The sequence below is a fragment of the Rivibacter subsaxonicus genome, from assembly GCF_004217215.1.
GTDB classification, from domain to species: Bacteria; Pseudomonadota; Gammaproteobacteria; order Burkholderiales; family Burkholderiaceae_C; genus Rivibacter; species Rivibacter subsaxonicus.
In genome coordinates, this window is record NZ_SHKP01000005.1 from 513,987 (window position 1) to 529,823 (window position 15,837).

Genomic DNA, 15,837 nt, shown 5'->3' on the forward strand with positions numbered 1-15,837 from the left:
ACCGGCCCCTGTTCGCCGAAGCCGAGAGTCCGCCCCTCAGAACGGAATGTCGTCGTCCATGTCGTCGAAGCCGGTCGCCGGCTTCTGCGCGGCCGGCGCCGGGCGCGCGGCCGGGGCGCGCTGCTGGCGTTCGCCACCACCGCCACCACCTTCGCCGCGGCTGTAGCCGCCGCCCTCGCCGCCGCCCATGCCTTCGCGGCTGCCGAGCATCTGCATCTCGGTGGCGATGACCTCGGTGGTGTAGGTGTCCTTGCCTTCCTTGTCCTGCCACTTGCGGGTCTTCAGGCGGCCCTCGACGTAGACCGAGCGGCCCTTCTTGAGGTACTCGCCGGCGATCTCGGCCAGCTTGTCGTAGAAGACCACGCGGTGCCACTCGGTCTCCTCGACCTTGTCGCCGCTGGTCTTGTCCTTCCAGTTGCGCGAGGTGGCGATGGTGACGTTGCAGATCGCCGCGCCGTTGGGCGTGTAGCGCACTTCGGGGTCGCGGCCGAGGTTGCCGACGAGGATGACTTTGTTGACCGAGGCCATGACGCGCTCCGCTGGGGAATGGGCTGAATGTTCAATTATGACGAATGGGCATCGCGCCCCGGCCTAGGGTTCGCCGTCCCAGTAGTCGAGATTGGCCTCGGCGCGGTTGCGCAGGCTGACCTGCCCGGTCGAGGCGCTGAGCTTGCCGGAGTCGGGGTACTCGCAGAGCTCCGGCCGCTCCTGGGTGCTGATCGAAAGGTACTTCAGCGGCGCCGCCGAGCTGTTGACGATCTGGTGGGGATACTCGGGTCCGGGCGGAATGAAGATCACGTCGCCGGCGCGGATCGGCACCAGTTCCCCTGCCACCCGCAGCGTGCCCTCGCCCTCGAGCACGACGAACATCTCCTCCTGCGCGTGATGCAGGTGGTAGGGGCAGACGCGCATGCCAGGCGCCAGGATGTCGATGCCGGCGCCGAGCTTGCGCGCCGCCGTGCCCTCGGACAGCTGCGCATACCGGGTGTCGTACAGCGGCGGGCGCTCGTGGCGCTCGAGCGGCAGCTCGTTGAAGTTGCGGACCAGCAGCGCGCGCAGGCGCTCGGCGTTCTCGTTCATCGGCAGCCTCGACGGGAGTGGAGCGAGCGGTCCATTCTTGCCGCTTTGGCGCGTTCGGGGGCCATGCGCCGCTAGGATGCCTGTCGTGACCCCGCCCCGCCCCGACGCCACCCTCGCCCCCACCGACCCGCTGCAGATCCTGCAGAGCGTGTTCGGCTACGCCGCCTACCGTGGCCCGCAGGCCGAGATCGTCGAGCGGGTGGTGGCCGGCGGCGACGCGCTGGTGCTGATGCCCACCGGCGGCGGCAAGAGCCTGTGCTACCAGGTACCGGCGATCGCGCGCCACCGCGCCGGGCGCGGCGTCACCGTGGTCGTGAGCCCGCTGATCGCGCTGATGCACGACCAGGTCGGCGCGCTCGAGGAGGCCGGCGTGCATGCCTCGTTCCTCAACAGCACGCTCGATCTGCCCGACGTGCAGCGCATCGAGCGCGAGATGATGAGCGGCCGCCTCGTGCTGCTCTATGTGGCGCCCGAGCGGCTGACCACGCCGCGCATGCTGGCCCAGCTCGATTCGCTCGCCGAGCGCCGGCTGCTGAGCCTGTTCGCGATCGACGAAGCCCATTGCGTGAGCCAGTGGGGCCATGACTTCCGTGCCGACTACCTCGGCCTGTCGGTGCTGCACGAGCGCTTCCCCGCGGTGCCGCGCATCGCGCTGACCGCCACGGCCGACGAGCACACGCGCGCCGACATCATCGAGCGCCTGCAACTCGAAGACGCGCGCCTGTTCATCAGCAGCTTCGACCGCCCGAACATCCGCTACCGGGTGGTCGAGAAGGACGATCCCAGGCGCCAGCTGCTGCGCTTCCTGCGCGAGGAGCACGAGGGCGCGGCCGGCATCGTCTATTGCCAGAGCCGCAAGAAGGTGGACGAGACCGCGGCCTGGCTCGAGACCGAGGGCATCGCAGCGCTGCCGTACCACGCCGGGCTCGACAGTGGCGTGCGCCAGAAGCACCAAGACCGCTTCCTGCGCGAGGATGGCATCGTGATGGTCGCGACCATCGCCTTCGGCATGGGCATCGACAAGCCCGACGTGCGCTTCGTGGCCCACCTCGACCTGCCCAAGAACATCGAGAGCTACTACCAGGAGACCGGCCGCGCCGGCCGTGACGGCGAACCGGCCGAGGCCTGGATGGCCTACGGCCTGGCCGACGTGGTCAACCAGCGTCGCATGATCGACGACGGCGAATCGGGCGAGGAGTTCAAGCGCCTGCAGCGCGCCAAGCTCGACGCCTTGCTCGCACTGGCCGAGGCCACCGACTGCCGCCGTGTGAGGCTGCTCGGCTACTTCGGGGAGTCGTCAACGGCTTGTGGCAACTGCGACAACTGCCTGGAGCCGCCGGCCACCTGGGACGGCACCGAGGCGGCGCAGAAGCTGCTGAGTTGCATCCTGCGCTTTCAGCGCCACGACCAGGGCCCGCGCGCCTTTGGCGCCGGCCACCTGATCGACGTGCTGCGCGGCAAGCGCAGCGACAAGGTGGCGCAGTACGGCCACGAGCGGCTCAGCACTTTCGCCGTCGGCGCCGATCTCGACGAGAGCCGCTGGCGCGCGGTGTTGCGCCAGCTGGTGGCGCTCGGCTGCGTGATGACCGAGGGCGAGTACCAGACGCTGGTGCTCACCGACGGCGCACGCGCCGTCCTCAAGGGCGAGCTCAGCCTGCAACTGCGGGTGCCGAACGTGGCGCCGCGCGGCGGCAAGACCGGCCGCACGACGCGGGTCCGCGGCGCCGCCGCCAGGGAAGCGCCGGCCGGGCTCGACGGTGCCGGGCAGGCGCGCTTCGAGGCGCTCAAGTCATGGCGCACCGAGGTCGCGCGCGAGCACAGCCTGCCGCCGTACATCGTGTTCAGCAACGCCACGCTGGCCGAGATGGCGCGCCTGGCGCCCGACTCGCTGGCCTCGCTCGGCGAGGTCAGCGGCGTCGGCGCGAAGAAGCTCGAGGCCTATGGCCGCGAGATCCTGCGGGTGCTTGAAAGCGCGTAGGAGCCCCGCCTAGGGAAAGGCCGGGATGTTGGGCTCGACGCCCTCCAGATGAGCCTCGGGATGCAGGGCCTCCAGGCGGCGCTCGACTTCGAGCACGCGCGAGCGCGGCACGTCGACCATCAGCAGGATCTGCCCCTGCTCGATGGCAGGTTCGAAGCGCTTGAGCCGGCTGCTCGGCGTGGCGATGCCGATCATGCTCGAGGCCCAGGCGCCGATGAGCGCGCCGAGGATCGCGAGCACGGCGGCGATGCCCCACTGGGGCGGCTCGCCGGCATCGGCAAACAGAAACGCCGCCAGGCACCCGGCCACGGCGCCGACGGCGGCGCCGATCACGATGCCGGCCTGGGCCGACCGGACCACGTCCGAGGTCTGCAGCAGGTTGGCCGCGTGCAGGCCCGAGAGGTCGGCGCCCTCGCGCCCCACGAAGTGGATGTGCGACACCTCGATGCGGGCGAGGAGCAGATCATCCATGGTCCGGCGAGCGCTCGCCAGATCGGGTATCAGCCAGTAGACGCGTCTGCGCATGGTCACCTCCTTAAGGGTTGTGCGAGGACGGATCCCAACAGCCGATGCTGTACACCCATTCCGCGCCCGAGGCAAGCCGTGATCTGAAGCGCACCAAGGCGCCGGAGAGCATGCGGTGCTCGTCGGTCATCCGGGACGAAGGGAAGCCCCGGATCGCGAGAGGGGGTCCTCGATGCAGCGTCAGCCGTCCTTGCCGGCGCGCGCGCGTGCCTTCAGGTGTTGCTTGACGGTGGCGTTGATCACCCGCAGCTCGGCCAGCGTGGCCTCGATCTGGGCCTTGCGTTGCTCGAGTTCGGCGATCGCCGCGTCGGTCTTGTCGGCCACGAACTGCAGCTGCTGCACGCGGCCCTCGCCGTGGTCGCCGTAGAGGTCGAGGTACTGCTTGATCTCGGCCAGCGAGGAGCCGATCGCCTTCGCGCGCAGGATCAGCAGCAGGCGCGCGCGATCGCGTCGCGTGTAGACGCGGGTGCCGTTGACGCGGCGCGGCGCCAGCAGTCCCTTGTCCTCGTAGAAGCGGATCGCGCGCAGCGAGATGCCGAGCTCCTCGCACAGCTCGCCGATGCCGAACAGCTCGTCGCCGCCGCGCTCGTGGTGGGCGGCGACGAAGGCGCGCGCGTTCCGGGCGTCGGCCGGCATCGAGAGTCTGAGCTGCGGCAGCGCTGCCATTACACGAGACGCTGCAACTTGAGCGCCACGCTCATGTCGCCCGAGACCTTGAACTTGCCCATCATGAAGCCGGTCGCCGGCTCCAGATCGCCGGTCAGCAGGGCCGAGAGATTCTCGGTCGTGATGGCCACGGTGCAGTCGGCGTCGCGGCTGTCGTTGCTCACGGTGTTGGGCGTGGACCTGCCGTCCAGGTAGACGCAGCCGTCGGCACCGCAGTCGAACTTGAGGGTGGCGTTCAGGCCCGAGTCGGCGCCGGCCTTGGCGCGCAGCGCTTCGGTGCATTCTTGAAAGTTCATGCAGAGTTCTCCAGGGTAGGCAACATTCGCGGCCGATCCTAGGCGGCGCGCATGCCGCAAGCATCCGCGTATTCACCAATGAGGCAGTCGATTGACGTATACGTCACCCTAAAGCCTAATGCGGCGTCCGGAGGTTCGTCATATGTCCACCCCTTCTCGCTATGCCAGCGTGCTGCGGCCCGGCCTGTTCGCCGGCCAGTTGCACTGGGTCACCGGTGGCGGCAGCGGCATCGGCCGCTGCGTCGCGCACGAGCTTGCAGCGCTCGGCGCCACGGTCCTCATCAGCGGCCGCACGCAGGAAAAGCTTGATCGTGTCGCCGCCGAGATCCGCGAGGACGGCGGCACGGCTCATTGCCGCGCCTTCGACATCCGCGACGAGGAGCAGGTCAAGGCCGCGGTGGCCTCGGTGGTGGCCGAGCTCGGGCCGGTACACGGGCTGGTCAACAACGCTGGCGGCCAGTTCCCGGCGCCGTTGCAGGCCATCAGCAAGCGCGGCTTCGACGCGGTGGTCAGCAACAACCTGACCGGCGGCTTCCTGATGATGCGCGAAGTCTTCCTGCAATCGATGCAGCAGCACGGTGGCGCGATCGTCAACATGACGGCCGACTTTCGCAACGGCATGCCCGGCATGGGTCACTCGGGCGCGGCGCGGGCCGGCATGAGCAACCTGACGCAGACCGCGGCCTTCGAATGGGCCAGCAGCGGCGTGCGCGTCAACGCGGTCGCGCCGGGCTGGATCGCCAGCAGCGGCATGGACACCTACGGCGGCGCGATGAAGGCGATCATCCCGAAGCTGCGCCAGCATGTGCCGCTGCGCCGCATGGGCGTCGAGGCCGAGGTCAGCGCGGCGATCTGCTTTTTGCTGTCGCCCGGTGCGGCCTTCATCACCGGCGTCACGCTGGCGATCGACGGCGGCGCGCCGCTTGGCGATCCGATCTTCCCGAGCATCGACCACGAGCGCTCGAAGCCCTTCGACGGCTTCCACCGCGCGGTCGAGCCCGAGGTGCTGAAGGGAGCCAACTGATGCCGGTGCTGGCCTCCCGCATCGATGCCAGGGGTGAACGCTTCAAGGCCAACGCCGCCAAGATGGGCGAGCGGCTGGCGCAGGTGCGCGCGCTCGAGGCCAAGGTGGTGGCCGAAGGCGAATCCAAGCGCGCGAAGTTCGAGGCTCGCGGCCAGCTGCTGCCACGCGAGCGCGTGGCGCGGCTGATCGACCGCGGCAGCGACTTCCTCGAGATCTCGACGCTGGCCGGCCTCGGCATGCACGACGACGACGGCAAGAAGAGCGTGATGGGCGGTGGCAGCATCGTCGGCATCGGCATCGTTGCCGGCAAGCGGGTGCTGGTCTCGGCCAGCGACAGTGCCATCAAGGGCGGCACGGTGGCGCCGATGGGGCTGAAGAAGGCGCTGCGCGCGCAGGAGATCGCGCGCGAGAACAAGCTGCCACTGGTCTACCTGGTCGAGTCGGGCGGCGCGAACCTGATGTACCAGAGCGAGATCTTCATCGAGGGCGGGCGCAGCTTTGCCAACCAGGCGCGACTGTCGGCGGCCGGCATTCCGCAACTGGCGGTGGTGCATGGTTCATCCACCGCCGGCGGTGCCTACCTGCCGGGGCTGTCGGACACCGTGATCCTGGTACGCGGCCGCTCCAGCATCTTTCTCGCCGGTCCGCCGCTGGTGAAGGCCGCAATCGGCGAGGACGCGAGCGAAGAGGAACTCGGTGGCGCCGAGACCCACGCCACGGTCACCGGCCTTGGCGAGCATCTCTGCGAGAACGACGCGCATGCCATTGCGCTGGCGCGCGAGGTGATCGACAAGCTGCGCTGGGATGTGGTGCCGGAGGGCGGCGTCTTCGACGAGCCGAAGTTCGCGGCCGAAGAACTGCTCGGCATCGTCCCGGCCGACGATCGCGAACCGTACGACGTGCGCGAAGTCATCGCGCGCCTGGTCGACGGCTCCGACTTTCTCGAGTTCAAGCCCGGCTACGGCAGCGACACGGTCTGCGGCCACGCCCGCGTGCATGGCCAACTGGTCGGCCTGATCGGCAACAACGGCCCGATCCAGCCCAACGGCTCGACCAAGGCCGCGCAGTTCATCCAGCAGTGCGACCAGAGCGGCACGCCGCTGGTCTTTTTGCAGAACACCACCGGCTACATGGTCGGCGCCGTCGCCGAGCGAGCCGGTGCGATCAAGCATGGCAGCAAGATGATCCAGGCGGTGGCCAACGCCCGGGTGCCCAAGTTCACCTTCCTGATCGGCGGCTCTTTTGGCGCCGGCAACTACGGCATGTGCGGGCGCGGCTTCGACCCGCGCTTCATCTTTGCCTGGCCCTCGGCGCGCACCTCGGTGATGGGCGGCGCGCAGGCCGCCAAGGTGATGGACATCGTCGGCCGCGGCAAGCTCGAGCGTTCCGGCATGCCGGTCAACGAGGAAGCGCTGCAGGCGATGAGCGACCAGCTGCGGCTGCGGCTCGACAAGGAAAGCGACGTGCTGTTCGGCACCGCGCGCCTGTGGGACGACGGCGTGATCGACCCGCGCGACACGCGCCGCATCCTCGGCCTGTGCCTGGCGATCACGGCCGAGGCCGCTGCACGCACGCTGCGCCCCAGCACCTTCGGTGTCGCGCGCTTCTGAACGGCAGCAACAACCAATCAATCGGAGACCTCGATGAACTTCACCGCCGAACACCGCGCCCTCGCCGACACCGTGATGAAGTTCGTCGAGAAGGAGATCAACCCCTTCGTGCCCGAGTGGGAGGCGGCCGAGGAGTTCCCGAGCCACGCGATCTTCAAGAAGCTCGGCAACCTCGGCCTGCTCGGCCTCAAGTACCCGGAGGAACTCGGCGGCGCCGGGCTCGATTTCAGCTACTCGATGGTGATGGCCGAGGCGCTCGGCGTAGCGCATTGCGGTGGCGTGCCGATGGCGATCGGCGTCCACACCGACATGTGCACCCCGGCGCTGGCGCGCTTCGGCTCGCCCGAGCTGCAGAAGGAGTTCCTCGCGCCCTCGATCGCCGGCGACGTGGTCGGCTGTCTCGGCGTCAGCGAGCCCGGCGGCGGCTCCGACGTCGCGGCGGTCAAGACCACCGCGCGCAAGGAAGGCGGCGACTACGTCATCAACGGCTCCAAGATGTGGATCACCAATGGCCTGAAGGCCGACTGGTGCTGCCTGCTCGCCAACACTGGCGACGGCCCGGTCCACAAGAACAAGAGCCTGATCATCGTGCCGATGGATGCCCCCGGCATCACCAAGCAGAAGATCAGGAAGATCGGCATGAACAGCTCGGATACCGCGCAGCTGTTCTTCGACAACGTGCGCGTGCCGCAGCGCAACCTGATCGGCCAGGAAGGCATGGGCTTCACCTTCCAGATGCTGCAGTTCCAGGAGGAGCGGCTGTGGGGCGCGGCGTCATCGCTCAAGGCGCTCGACCGGCTGATCGACCTGACCATCGACTACACCCGCCAGCGCCACACCTTCGGCCGGCCGATCCTCGACAACCAGGCGGTTCACTTCAAGCTGGCCGAGCTGCGCTGCGAGGTCGAGGCGTTGCGCGCGCTGACCTACCGCGCGGTCGAGATGTACGTCAGCGGCAAGGACGTCACCAAGCTCGCCTCGATGGCAAAGCTCAAGTGCGGCAAGCTCAGCCGCGAGGTGCCCGATGCCTGCCTGCAGTTCTGGGGCGGCATGGGCTTCACCTGGGACAACCCGATCTCGCAGGCCTACCGCGACTCGCGTCTCGTGAGCATCGGCGGTGGGGCGGACGAGATCATGCTGGGGATCATCTGCAAGCTCGAGGGGACCTTGCCGAAGGCGGTGAAGTGAGGCTGGGCATGCGGATCGCAGCGCGTGATCGGGCCGCCGGGGCGCTCTGCTGCGCTCATGTCCCCCGCCGGCCTGCGGCCGGCTCCTCCTTTACTTCGCTCCGCAGAACGCCCCACCGTCCCGATCTGGAGCCGACGTGGGCCGCGCGACCCGATCAGAAGCCGGCGGAGCACTGAGATGAGTCCGTTCGAGACGATCGCTGTCGCCGGTGACGCCGGCGTGCTGCACCTGACGCTGAACCGCCCCGCGCAGCGCAACGCGATGTCGCTGCAGATGGTGCAGGAGCTGCGCGCCTCGCTCGCAGCGGCCGAAGCCGATGCGGCGGTGCGCGTGATCGTGCTACGCGGCGCCGGTGGCCACTTCTGCGCCGGTGGTGACATCGGCGACATGGCGGCCGCGCGCGGGCGCGTCGGTGAAACAGGCGCTGACCCGATGGCCGATGTGAGCCGCGCCTTCGGCGAACTGTGCGTCGCCTTCGCGTCGACGCCGAAGGCGCTGGTCGCAGTGCTCGAGGGCACGGTGATGGGCGGCGGCTTCGGACTGGCCTGCGTGGCCGACGTCGCGATTGCCGACGAGAGCGCGAGCTTTCGCCTGCCCGAAACCTCGCTCGGCGTCGTGCCGGCGCAGATTGCGCCCTTCCTGGTCGAGCGGCTCGGCTACTCCGAGGCCAAGCGGCTGGCGGTCAGCGGCGGCCGGCTCGATGCGCGCGAGGCGCTGGCGCTGCGTCTGGTGCACGAGGTGCATCCGAGCGGCGAAGCGCTCGACGTCGCGCTGGAGCGGGTTCTGCACGGCATCCTGCAATGCGCACCGGGCGCGATCGCGGCGACCAAGGCGCTGATCGCCAAGGCGCGGCTGCAGAGCCCGGGCTCGCTGGTCGACGAGGCCGCTCAGGTCTTCTCGCGTGCGGTGCTCGGGCCGGAAGGCACGGAGGGCACGCTGGCCTTCATGCAGAAGCGCAAGGCGAGCTGGATGCCGGGCTCATGAAGAAGATCCTGATCGCCAACCGCGGGGAGATCGCCTGCCGGGTCATGCGCACCGCGCGCGCTCTCGGCTATCGAACGGTCGCTGTGTTCAGCGACGCCGATGCCGCCGCGCCGCATGTGGCGCTGGCCGACGAAGCGGTGCGCATCGGCCCGGCACCGGCAGCCGAGTCCTACCTCTCGTTCGAGGCCGTGCTCGGCGCCGCGCGCGCCACCGGTGCCGATGCACTGCACCCGGGCTATGGCTTCCTCAGCGAGAACGCGGCCTTCGCGCAGGCCTGCCTTGACGCCGGCGTCGTGTTCATCGGACCGCCGGCGTCGGCGATCGAGGCGATGGGCGACAAGGCGCGCGCCAAGCGCCGCATGATCGAGGCCGGTGTGCCTTGCGCCCCCGGCTATCTCGACGCCGATGCGGGCGACGAGCAACTGATCGCCGCGGCGCGCCAGCTCGGTCTGCCGCTGCTGGTGAAGGCGGTGGCCGGCGGCGGCGGGCGCGGAATGCGGCTGGTGCGGCATGAGGTCGAACTGCCCGCCGCGATCGCCGGCGCCCGCCGTGAGGCGCTGAGCGCCTTTGGCGACGGCACGTTGATGCTCGAGCGGCTGATCGAGGGCGGCCGTCACATCGAGATCCAGGTCTTTGCCGACGCGCATGGCCACGCAGTGCACCTCGGCGAGCGCGACTGCACCGCGCAGCGCCGGCGCCAGAAGGTGATCGAGGAGGCACCGTCGCCGATCGTCGACGCCGCGATGCGCGCGCGCATGGGCGCCGATGCGGTGGCAGCCGCGCTGGCGGTGGGCTATGTCGGCGCCGGCACGGTCGAGTTCATCGTCGATGCGGATCGTCGCCACTACTTCCTCGAGATGAACACCCGGCTGCAGGTCGAGCACCCGGTCACCGAGTGCATCACCGGCTTCAACCTGGTCGAGTGGCAGCTGCGCATCGCCGCCGGCGAGCCGCTGACGGCCTGGCTGCCGCGGCTGCAGGAGGACGTTCGATTCGAGGGCCACGCGATCGAGGCGCGGCTCTACGCCGAGGACCCGTATGGCGGCTTCCGACCGCAGACCGGCCGCATCGCCCACTGGCGGCCCGGGCGCGCGCTGCAGCTCGGCGTGCGCATCGACAGCGGCATCTGCGAGGGCGGCGAGATCACGCCCTTCTACGACCCGATGGTCGCCAAGATCATTGCTCACGGCCGCACGCGCGAGGACGCGATCCGCCGGTTGACGGCGGCACTCGATGACGCGCCGCTGCTTGGCGTCGTCAACAACGGCCGCTTCCTGCGCGAGCTGATCAACCACGAGGCCTTCGCCGGTGCCGCGATGCACACCGCGCTGATCGACCAGTGGGCCGAACAGGGCGAGCCGCTGCTGCAACGGCCGCTGCCAAGCGACGAGGACTGGGCGCTGGCCGCTGCCGCGCGCGCCTTGCGCGACGGCGCCGGCGCGCGGCCGGCGAGCCTGGTCGGCTTTGGCATCGAGCTGCAGTGCGGCGACGAGCGACGCACGCTGCGGGTCGGGGCCGGTGGCATCCGCCTGCTGTCGATGGCGGATGGGCAGGTGCGCTACGAGCTGGACGGCGTGCAACGCCAGGCGACCCTCGTCGACGATGGCGAGCAGCTCCACGTGGTGCGCGACGCGGCGGTGTTCACGTTCAGCGAGCCGTCGCCCTTCCCCAGCAGCGGCAACGCCGCCGACCCCGCGCGCGCGCTGGCGCCGGTCGCCGGCCTCGTGGCGCAGGTGCTGGTCGCCGTCGGTGACCGTGTCGTCACCGGCCAGCCGCTTGCCTGTGTGGAGGCGATGAAGATGGAGATGTGGATCAACGCCGCCGCAGCCGGCACGGTGCGAGCGGTGCATGCCAAGGCGCGCGCGCAGGTCGCCGCGGCCGAACTGCTGGTCGAACTCGATATCGAAGAAGCGAAGGAGTCCTGAATGGACAAGGCCATCCTCACCTGCGCGCTGACCGGCGTGCTGACCAACCCCAAGCAGCACCCGGTGCCTGTGACTCCGGCGCAGATGGCCGCCGAGGCGCGCGCCGCCTTCGAGGCCGGCGCGTCGATCATGCATGTGCACCTGCGCATGCAGGAAGAAGGCTACGGTCACATGCCGAGCTGGGACCCGGAGGTCGCGGCGAGCGTCGTCGATGCGATCCGCGCCGCCTGCCCCGGCGTGATCATCAACCTGACGACCGGCGTGATCGGCAAGGACATCTCTGGCCCGGCCGCCTGCATCCGCCGCGTGCGACCCGAGATCGCTGCCTGCAACGCGGGTACGCTGAACTATCTGAAGATCAAGGACGACGGCCAATGGGCCTGGCCGCCGATGGTCTTCGACAATCCGGTCGCCAAGGTGCAGGCCTTCCTCGACGTGATGAACGAAGTCGGCACGAAGCCCGAGTTCGAGTGTTTCGACGTCGGCATCGTGCGCTCGGTCGGCATGTACCAGAAGGCCGGCATGGTGACCCACCCGGAGTACAACTTCGTGATGGGCGTGGCCTCCGGCATGCCGGCCGACGCCGATCTGCTAGCGCTGCTGCCGCGCTGGATCGAGCCCGGCTCCACGTGGCAGACCACCCTGATCGGCCGCGCCGAGATCTGGCCGGTGCACCAGCGCACCGCCGAACTCGGCGGCATGCTGCGCACCGGACTCGAGGACACCTTCTACCTGCCCGGCGGCGCGCGTGCACCCGGCAACGGCGAACTGATCGAGGCGCTGGCCGACTGCGCTCGCAAGGCCGGGCGCGCGGTGGCGAGCCCGGCCGAGGCGCGCGCGATGCTGGGCCTTGCGGCATCGGAGTCGCGGCAATGACGAGCAACGTCCTGTTCGAGCGCGGCGCGCGGGTCGCGGTCATCACGATCGATCGGCCCGCCGTGCGCAACGCGGTCGACGGCCCCACCGCGCTGGCGCTGGAGCGCGCCTTCCTCGACTTCGATGCCGACGCCACGCTCGACGTGGCGGTGCTCGCCGGCGCTGCCGGCAGCTTCTGCGCCGGTGCCGACCTGCGGGCGATCGCCGAAAGCCTCGACGCACCCGGCTCGCGCGCCAACCCGCTCAACGAAGACTTGGCGCAGACCGCGCCGATGGGCTGCACGCGGCTGGCCCTCTCGAAGCCCGTGATCGCCGCGATCGAGGGCCACGCGGTGGCCGGCGGCCTCGAACTGGCGCTGTGGTGCGACCTGCGCGTCGCCGCCGAGGACGCGGTGCTCGGCGTCTTCTGCCGACGCTGGGGCGTGCCGCTGATCGACGGCGGCACGGTGCGGCTGCCGCGCCTGATCGGCGAAAGCCGCGCGCTCGACCTGATCCTCACCGGCCGCGCGGTCAACGCCGCCGAGGCGCTGCACATCGGCCTCGTCAACCGCATCGTGCCGCGCGGCATGGCGCTGGAGGCGGCGATCGAACTCGCGCTGCAGATCGCGGCGCATCCGCAAACCTGCCTGCGCAACGACCGCGCCAGCGCGCTGGCCCAAGCCGGGCTGCCATGGCGCGAGGCGATGCGCCAGGAGTTCGAGCTCGGCCGGCAGACGCTGGCCGCTGGCCAGGTGCAGGCCGGTGGGGCGGCCTTCCTGCGCCGGCGGGCGCGCGGCGACGACCGGGAGGACGGCGCGTAAGCCCGGCCGTCGGCCGTCACGCGGGCGTGGAACACTCGCGGCTCCACAGCCGCGCACCCGGATCCGCCATGGCCCTCTTTCCCCAGGAAGCGCTCAACGAAGGGGTCGCCAAGCGCGAGGTCTTCGGCTGGGCGATGTACGACTTCGCGAACTCGGGATACACGACGGTCGTGCTGACCGCGGTGTTCAGCGCCTACTTCGTCGGCGTGGTCGCCGGCGGTGCCGACTGGGGCACGCTGGCCTGGACGCTGCTGATGGCCGCCGCCAACGCGATCGTGATGCTGAGTTCGCCGGCGCTCGGCGCCCATGCCGACCTGCACGGCGCCAAGAAGAAGCTCCTGGTCTTCACCACCATCGCCTGCGTGCTCGGCACCGCGGCACTGGCGCTGGTCGGCCCGGGCCAGTTGGCGCTGGCCACGGCGGCGGTGCTGGTGGCGACGGTGGCCTACTCCTACGGCGAATCGCTGATTGCGGCCTTCCTGCCCGAACTCGCGCGGCCCGAGTCGCTCGGCCGCGTTTCCGGCTGGGGCTGGAGCTTCGGCTACTTCGGCGGCATGCTCGCGCTCGGCATCAGCCTGGCCTGGGTGCTGGCGGCGCAGGCGCGCGGCGAGACCGCGGCGCAGTTCGTGCCGGTGACGATGCTGATCACCGCCGCAATCTATGGCGGTGCCTCGCTCGTGACCTTTGCGTTGCTCAAGGAGCGCGCGCAGCCGCAGGTGGTGGCCGGCGGTGCGGCCGTCGGCGGCATGACGGCCGCGCTGCAAAGACTCGCGCAGACCTGGCACGAGGCGCGCCGCTATCGCGACTTCAGCTGGTTCCTGGCCTGCTGCGTCAGCTACCAGGCCGGCATCGCGGTGGTGATCACGCTGGCCGCGGTCTATGCCGAGCAGGCGATGGGCTTCAAGCAGGCCGAGACGATGATGCTGATCTTCCTGGTCAACATCGCGGCAGCGCTCGGGGCCTTCGCCTTCGGCTACTGGCAGGACCGCATCGGCCACAAGCCGGCGCTGTCGTTCACGCTGGCCGGCTGGGTGCTGATGGTGGTGCTCGCCGCCGCGGCGCGCGGGCCGGCGCTGTTCTGGGTCGCGGCGGTCGTGGCCGGCCTGTGCATGGGCTCGAGCCAGTCGGCCGGTCGCGCGCTGGCCGGCACCTTCGCACCCGAGGCGCAGCGCGCCGAGTTCTTCGGCCTGTGGGGCTTCTCGGTGCGGCTGGCAGCCATCATCGGCCCGCTGACCTACGGCCTGATCACCTGGCTCACCGCCGGCAACCATCGCGTCGCGATCCTCAGCACCGCCGCGTTCTTCATCGTCGGCTGGGTCTTGCTGCAGAAGGTCGACGTGGACCGCGGCGAGCGCAGCGCGCGCGCCGCGGCGGTGGCGGCGTAGCCGTCACGCGCCGCTGCTGCGCGATCAGCCGAGCTTCTTCTTCAGCAGCTCGTTGGCCTGGGCCGGATTGGCCTTGCCCTTGCTCGCCTTCATCACCTGGCCGACCAGCGCGTTGAAGGCCTTTTCCTTGCCGGCGCGATATTCCTCGACCGACTTCGGGTTGGCGGCCAGCACCTCGTCGACGATGGCCTCCAAGGCGCCGCTGTCGTTCATCTGCTTGAGACCAAGTCGCTCGATGAGCGCGTCGACCTCGCCGCCCGCGCTCCAAAGCGCCTCGAAGACCTGGCGCGCGCCGTTGTTCGACAGCGTGCCGTCCTGGATGCGCCCGATCAGCGCCGCCAGCGTGGCCGGCTTCACCGGCGCCGCCTCGATGCCGCGCTCCTCGGCGTTGAGCCGGCGCGAGACCTCGCCCATCAGCCAGTTGGCGACCAGTTTCGGTTGCTTGCAGGTATCGCGCGCGGCCTCGTAGTAGCGCGCAAAGGCCACGCTCTGCGTGACCATCGCCGCGTCGTAGGCGGCCAGGCCGTCCTCGCGCTCGAAGCGCGCCGCCATCACCGCCGGCAACTCCGGCATCTCCGACTTCACGCGCTCGACCCAGCTCGGTGCGATCACCAGCGGCGGCAGGTCGGGGTCGGGGAAGTAGCGGTAGTCGTGCGCGTCTTCCTTGCTGCGCATCGCGCGCGTCTCGCCGGCGTCGGGATCGAACAGCACCGTCGCCTGCTCGATCGCGTGGCCGTCCTCGATGCGGTCGATCTGCCACTGGATCTCGGCCTCGATCGCCTGCTGCAGGAAGCGAAAGCTGTTGAGGTTCTTGATCTCGCGCCGGGTGCCGTAGGGCGCGCCGGGTCGGCGCACCGAGACGTTGGCGTCGCAGCGGAAGCTGCCTTCCTGCATGTTGCCGTCGCAGATGCCGAGCCACACCACCAGCGCGTGCAGCGCCTTAGCGTACTCCACCGCCTCGGCGCTGGAGCGCATGTCGGGCTCGGAGACGATCTCGAGCAGCGGCGTGCCGGCGCGGTTGAGGTCGATGCCGCTGACCGGGCCGTGATGGCCGTGGACGCCATGACCACCATCCAGCCCTTCGTGGATCGACTTGCCGGCGTCTTCCTCGAGGTGCGCGCGGGTCAGCCGCACCTTGCGCGCGACGCCGTCGAGCAGGAAGTCCACATGCCCGCCCTGCACCACCGGCAGCTCGTATTGGCTGATCTGGTAGCCCTTGGGCAGGTCGGGATAGAAGTAGTTCTTGCGCGCGAAGATCGACAGCGGCGCGATAGCTCCGCCGACCGCGAGGCCAAGGCGAATGGCGCGCTCTACCGCGCCGCGGTTCATCACCGGCAGCGCACCCGGCAGCGCCAGGTCGACCGCGCAGGCTTGCGTGTTGGGCGCGGCGCCAAAGGCGGTCGACGCGCCGCTGAAGATCTTCGACGCGGTCGAGAGCTGGGTGTGCGTCTCGAGGCCGATCACGACCTCGTAGCCGCGGATGAGCTTGGGCTGACTCAT

General features: G+C 69.9%; 15 protein-coding genes. 9 read left to right on the forward strand and 6 right to left on the reverse strand.

Annotated features, from left to right (window positions below; translation table 11 throughout):
• Window positions 1-36: 36 nt before the first annotated feature.
• Together ssb and EV670_RS08345 are read right to left on the reverse strand one after the other, a co-directional pair.
• A complete protein-coding gene (gene ssb, locus EV670_RS08340; RefSeq protein WP_130431375.1) occupies window positions 37-528 on the reverse strand; it encodes a single-stranded DNA-binding protein in 492 nt (163 codons plus the stop codon).
• A gap of 63 nt (window positions 529-591) precedes the next feature.
• Window positions 592-1,080 carry a cupin domain-containing protein gene (locus EV670_RS08345; protein ID WP_130431376.1) on the reverse strand — a complete coding sequence of 163 codons (489 nt, stop codon included), beginning with the start codon at window positions 1,078-1,080 and terminating at the stop codon, window positions 592-594.
• Between the two features lie 76 nt (window positions 1,081-1,156).
• Here EV670_RS08345 and recQ point away from each other — a divergent pair, with 76 nt between their 5' ends.
• Window positions 1,157-3,058 (forward strand): DNA helicase RecQ, encoded by a 1,902-nt coding sequence (gene recQ, locus EV670_RS08350; protein ID WP_130431377.1) that lies wholly within the window; start codon window positions 1,157-1,159, stop codon window positions 3,056-3,058.
• A 9-nt stretch (window positions 3,059-3,067) separates the two neighbouring features.
• On the opposite strand, the gene EV670_RS08355 is transcribed toward recQ, so the two are convergent.
• The 3 genes from EV670_RS08355 to EV670_RS08365 all read right to left on the reverse strand — a co-directional run bounded on the left by EV670_RS08355 (window position 3,068) and on the right by EV670_RS08365 (window position 4,545).
• Entirely contained in the window at window positions 3,068-3,583 is a 516-nt protein-coding gene (locus tag EV670_RS08355) for a DUF1269 domain-containing protein (RefSeq protein WP_130431378.1), read from the reverse strand.
• A 180-nt stretch (window positions 3,584-3,763) separates the two neighbouring features.
• Complete coding sequence (locus EV670_RS08360; RefSeq protein WP_242616882.1) at window positions 3,764-4,249, reverse strand: MerR family transcriptional regulator; 486 nt, start codon at window positions 4,247-4,249, stop codon at window positions 3,764-3,766.
• Entirely contained in the window at window positions 4,249-4,545 is a 297-nt protein-coding gene (locus EV670_RS08365; protein ID WP_130431379.1) for an SCP2 sterol-binding domain-containing protein, read from the reverse strand. Before EV670_RS08365 ends, EV670_RS08360 begins: the two co-directional genes overlap by 1 nt.
• 142 nt (window positions 4,546-4,687) lie before the next feature.
• Between EV670_RS08365 and EV670_RS08370 the strand changes: the two genes are divergently transcribed.
• The 8 genes from EV670_RS08370 to EV670_RS08405 all read left to right on the forward strand — a co-directional run bounded on the left by EV670_RS08370 (window position 4,688) and on the right by EV670_RS08405 (window position 14,337).
• Window positions 4,688-5,569 carry an SDR family oxidoreductase gene (locus EV670_RS08370; protein WP_130431380.1) on the forward strand — a complete coding sequence of 294 codons (882 nt, stop codon included), beginning with the start codon at window positions 4,688-4,690 and terminating at the stop codon, window positions 5,567-5,569.
• Entirely contained in the window at window positions 5,569-7,179 is a 1,611-nt protein-coding gene (locus EV670_RS08375; protein ID WP_130431381.1) for an acyl-CoA carboxylase subunit beta, read from the forward strand. The genes EV670_RS08370 and EV670_RS08375 overlap by 1 nt, the downstream gene beginning before the upstream one ends.
• Before the next feature lie 33 nt (window positions 7,180-7,212).
• A complete protein-coding gene (locus tag EV670_RS08380) occupies window positions 7,213-8,367 on the forward strand; it encodes an acyl-CoA dehydrogenase family protein (protein WP_130431382.1) in 1,155 nt (384 codons plus the stop codon).
• A 177-nt stretch (window positions 8,368-8,544) separates the two neighbouring features.
• Complete coding sequence (locus tag EV670_RS08385) at window positions 8,545-9,351, forward strand: enoyl-CoA hydratase/isomerase family protein (RefSeq protein WP_130431383.1); 807 nt, start codon at window positions 8,545-8,547, stop codon at window positions 9,349-9,351.
• A complete protein-coding gene (locus EV670_RS08390) occupies window positions 9,348-11,276 on the forward strand; it encodes an acetyl/propionyl/methylcrotonyl-CoA carboxylase subunit alpha (RefSeq protein ID WP_130431384.1) in 1,929 nt (642 codons plus the stop codon). The genes EV670_RS08385 and EV670_RS08390 overlap by 4 nt, the downstream gene beginning before the upstream one ends.
• A complete protein-coding gene (locus tag EV670_RS08395; RefSeq protein WP_130431385.1) occupies window positions 11,277-12,152 on the forward strand; it encodes a beta-keto acid cleavage family enzyme in 876 nt (291 codons plus the stop codon).
• Complete coding sequence (locus EV670_RS08400; RefSeq protein ID WP_130431386.1) at window positions 12,149-12,952, forward strand: crotonase/enoyl-CoA hydratase family protein; 804 nt, start codon at window positions 12,149-12,151, stop codon at window positions 12,950-12,952. The genes EV670_RS08395 and EV670_RS08400 overlap by 4 nt, the downstream gene beginning before the upstream one ends.
• 68 nt (window positions 12,953-13,020) lie before the next feature.
• Complete coding sequence (locus tag EV670_RS08405; RefSeq protein WP_130431387.1) at window positions 13,021-14,337, forward strand: MFS transporter; 1,317 nt, start codon at window positions 13,021-13,023, stop codon at window positions 14,335-14,337.
• 24 nt (window positions 14,338-14,361) lie between these two features.
• On the opposite strand, the gene gatB is transcribed toward EV670_RS08405, so the two are convergent.
• A complete protein-coding gene (gene gatB, locus EV670_RS08410; RefSeq protein WP_130431388.1) occupies window positions 14,362-15,837 on the reverse strand; it encodes an Asp-tRNA(Asn)/Glu-tRNA(Gln) amidotransferase subunit GatB in 1,476 nt (491 codons plus the stop codon).

Excerpts from the sequence above, each read along its gene's own strand:
- ssb (WP_130431375.1), bottom strand. The coding sequence starts at position 528 with ATGGCCTCGGTCAACAAAGTCATCCTCGTCGGCAACCTCGGCCGCGAC.
- EV670_RS08345 (WP_130431376.1), bottom strand. The coding sequence starts at position 1,080 with ATGAACGAGAACGCCGAGCGCCTGCGCGCGCTGCTGGTCCGCAACTTC.
- recQ (WP_130431377.1), top strand. The coding sequence starts at position 1,157 with ATGCCTGTCGTGACCCCGCCCCGCCCCGACGCCACCCTCGCCCCCACC.
- EV670_RS08355 (WP_130431378.1), bottom strand. The coding sequence starts at position 3,583 with ATGCGCAGACGCGTCTACTGGCTGATACCCGATCTGGCGAGCGCTCGC.
- EV670_RS08360 (WP_242616882.1), bottom strand. The coding sequence starts at position 4,249 with ATGGCAGCGCTGCCGCAGCTCAGACTCTCGATGCCGGCCGACGCCCGG.
- EV670_RS08365 (WP_130431379.1), bottom strand. The coding sequence starts at position 4,545 with ATGAACTTTCAAGAATGCACCGAAGCGCTGCGCGCCAAGGCCGGCGCC.
- EV670_RS08370 (WP_130431380.1), top strand. The coding sequence starts at position 4,688 with ATGTCCACCCCTTCTCGCTATGCCAGCGTGCTGCGGCCCGGCCTGTTC.
- EV670_RS08375 (WP_130431381.1), top strand. The coding sequence starts at position 5,569 with ATGCCGGTGCTGGCCTCCCGCATCGATGCCAGGGGTGAACGCTTCAAG.
- EV670_RS08380 (WP_130431382.1), top strand. The coding sequence starts at position 7,213 with ATGAACTTCACCGCCGAACACCGCGCCCTCGCCGACACCGTGATGAAG.
- EV670_RS08385 (WP_130431383.1), top strand. The coding sequence starts at position 8,545 with ATGAGTCCGTTCGAGACGATCGCTGTCGCCGGTGACGCCGGCGTGCTG.
- EV670_RS08390 (WP_130431384.1), top strand. The coding sequence starts at position 9,348 with ATGAAGAAGATCCTGATCGCCAACCGCGGGGAGATCGCCTGCCGGGTC.
- EV670_RS08395 (WP_130431385.1), top strand. The coding sequence starts at position 11,277 with ATGGACAAGGCCATCCTCACCTGCGCGCTGACCGGCGTGCTGACCAAC.
- EV670_RS08400 (WP_130431386.1), top strand. The coding sequence starts at position 12,149 with ATGACGAGCAACGTCCTGTTCGAGCGCGGCGCGCGGGTCGCGGTCATC.
- EV670_RS08405 (WP_130431387.1), top strand. The coding sequence starts at position 13,021 with ATGGCCCTCTTTCCCCAGGAAGCGCTCAACGAAGGGGTCGCCAAGCGC.
- gatB (WP_130431388.1), bottom strand. The coding sequence starts at position 15,837 with ATGAGTCAGCCCAAGCTCATCCGCGGCTACGAGGTCGTGATCGGCCTC.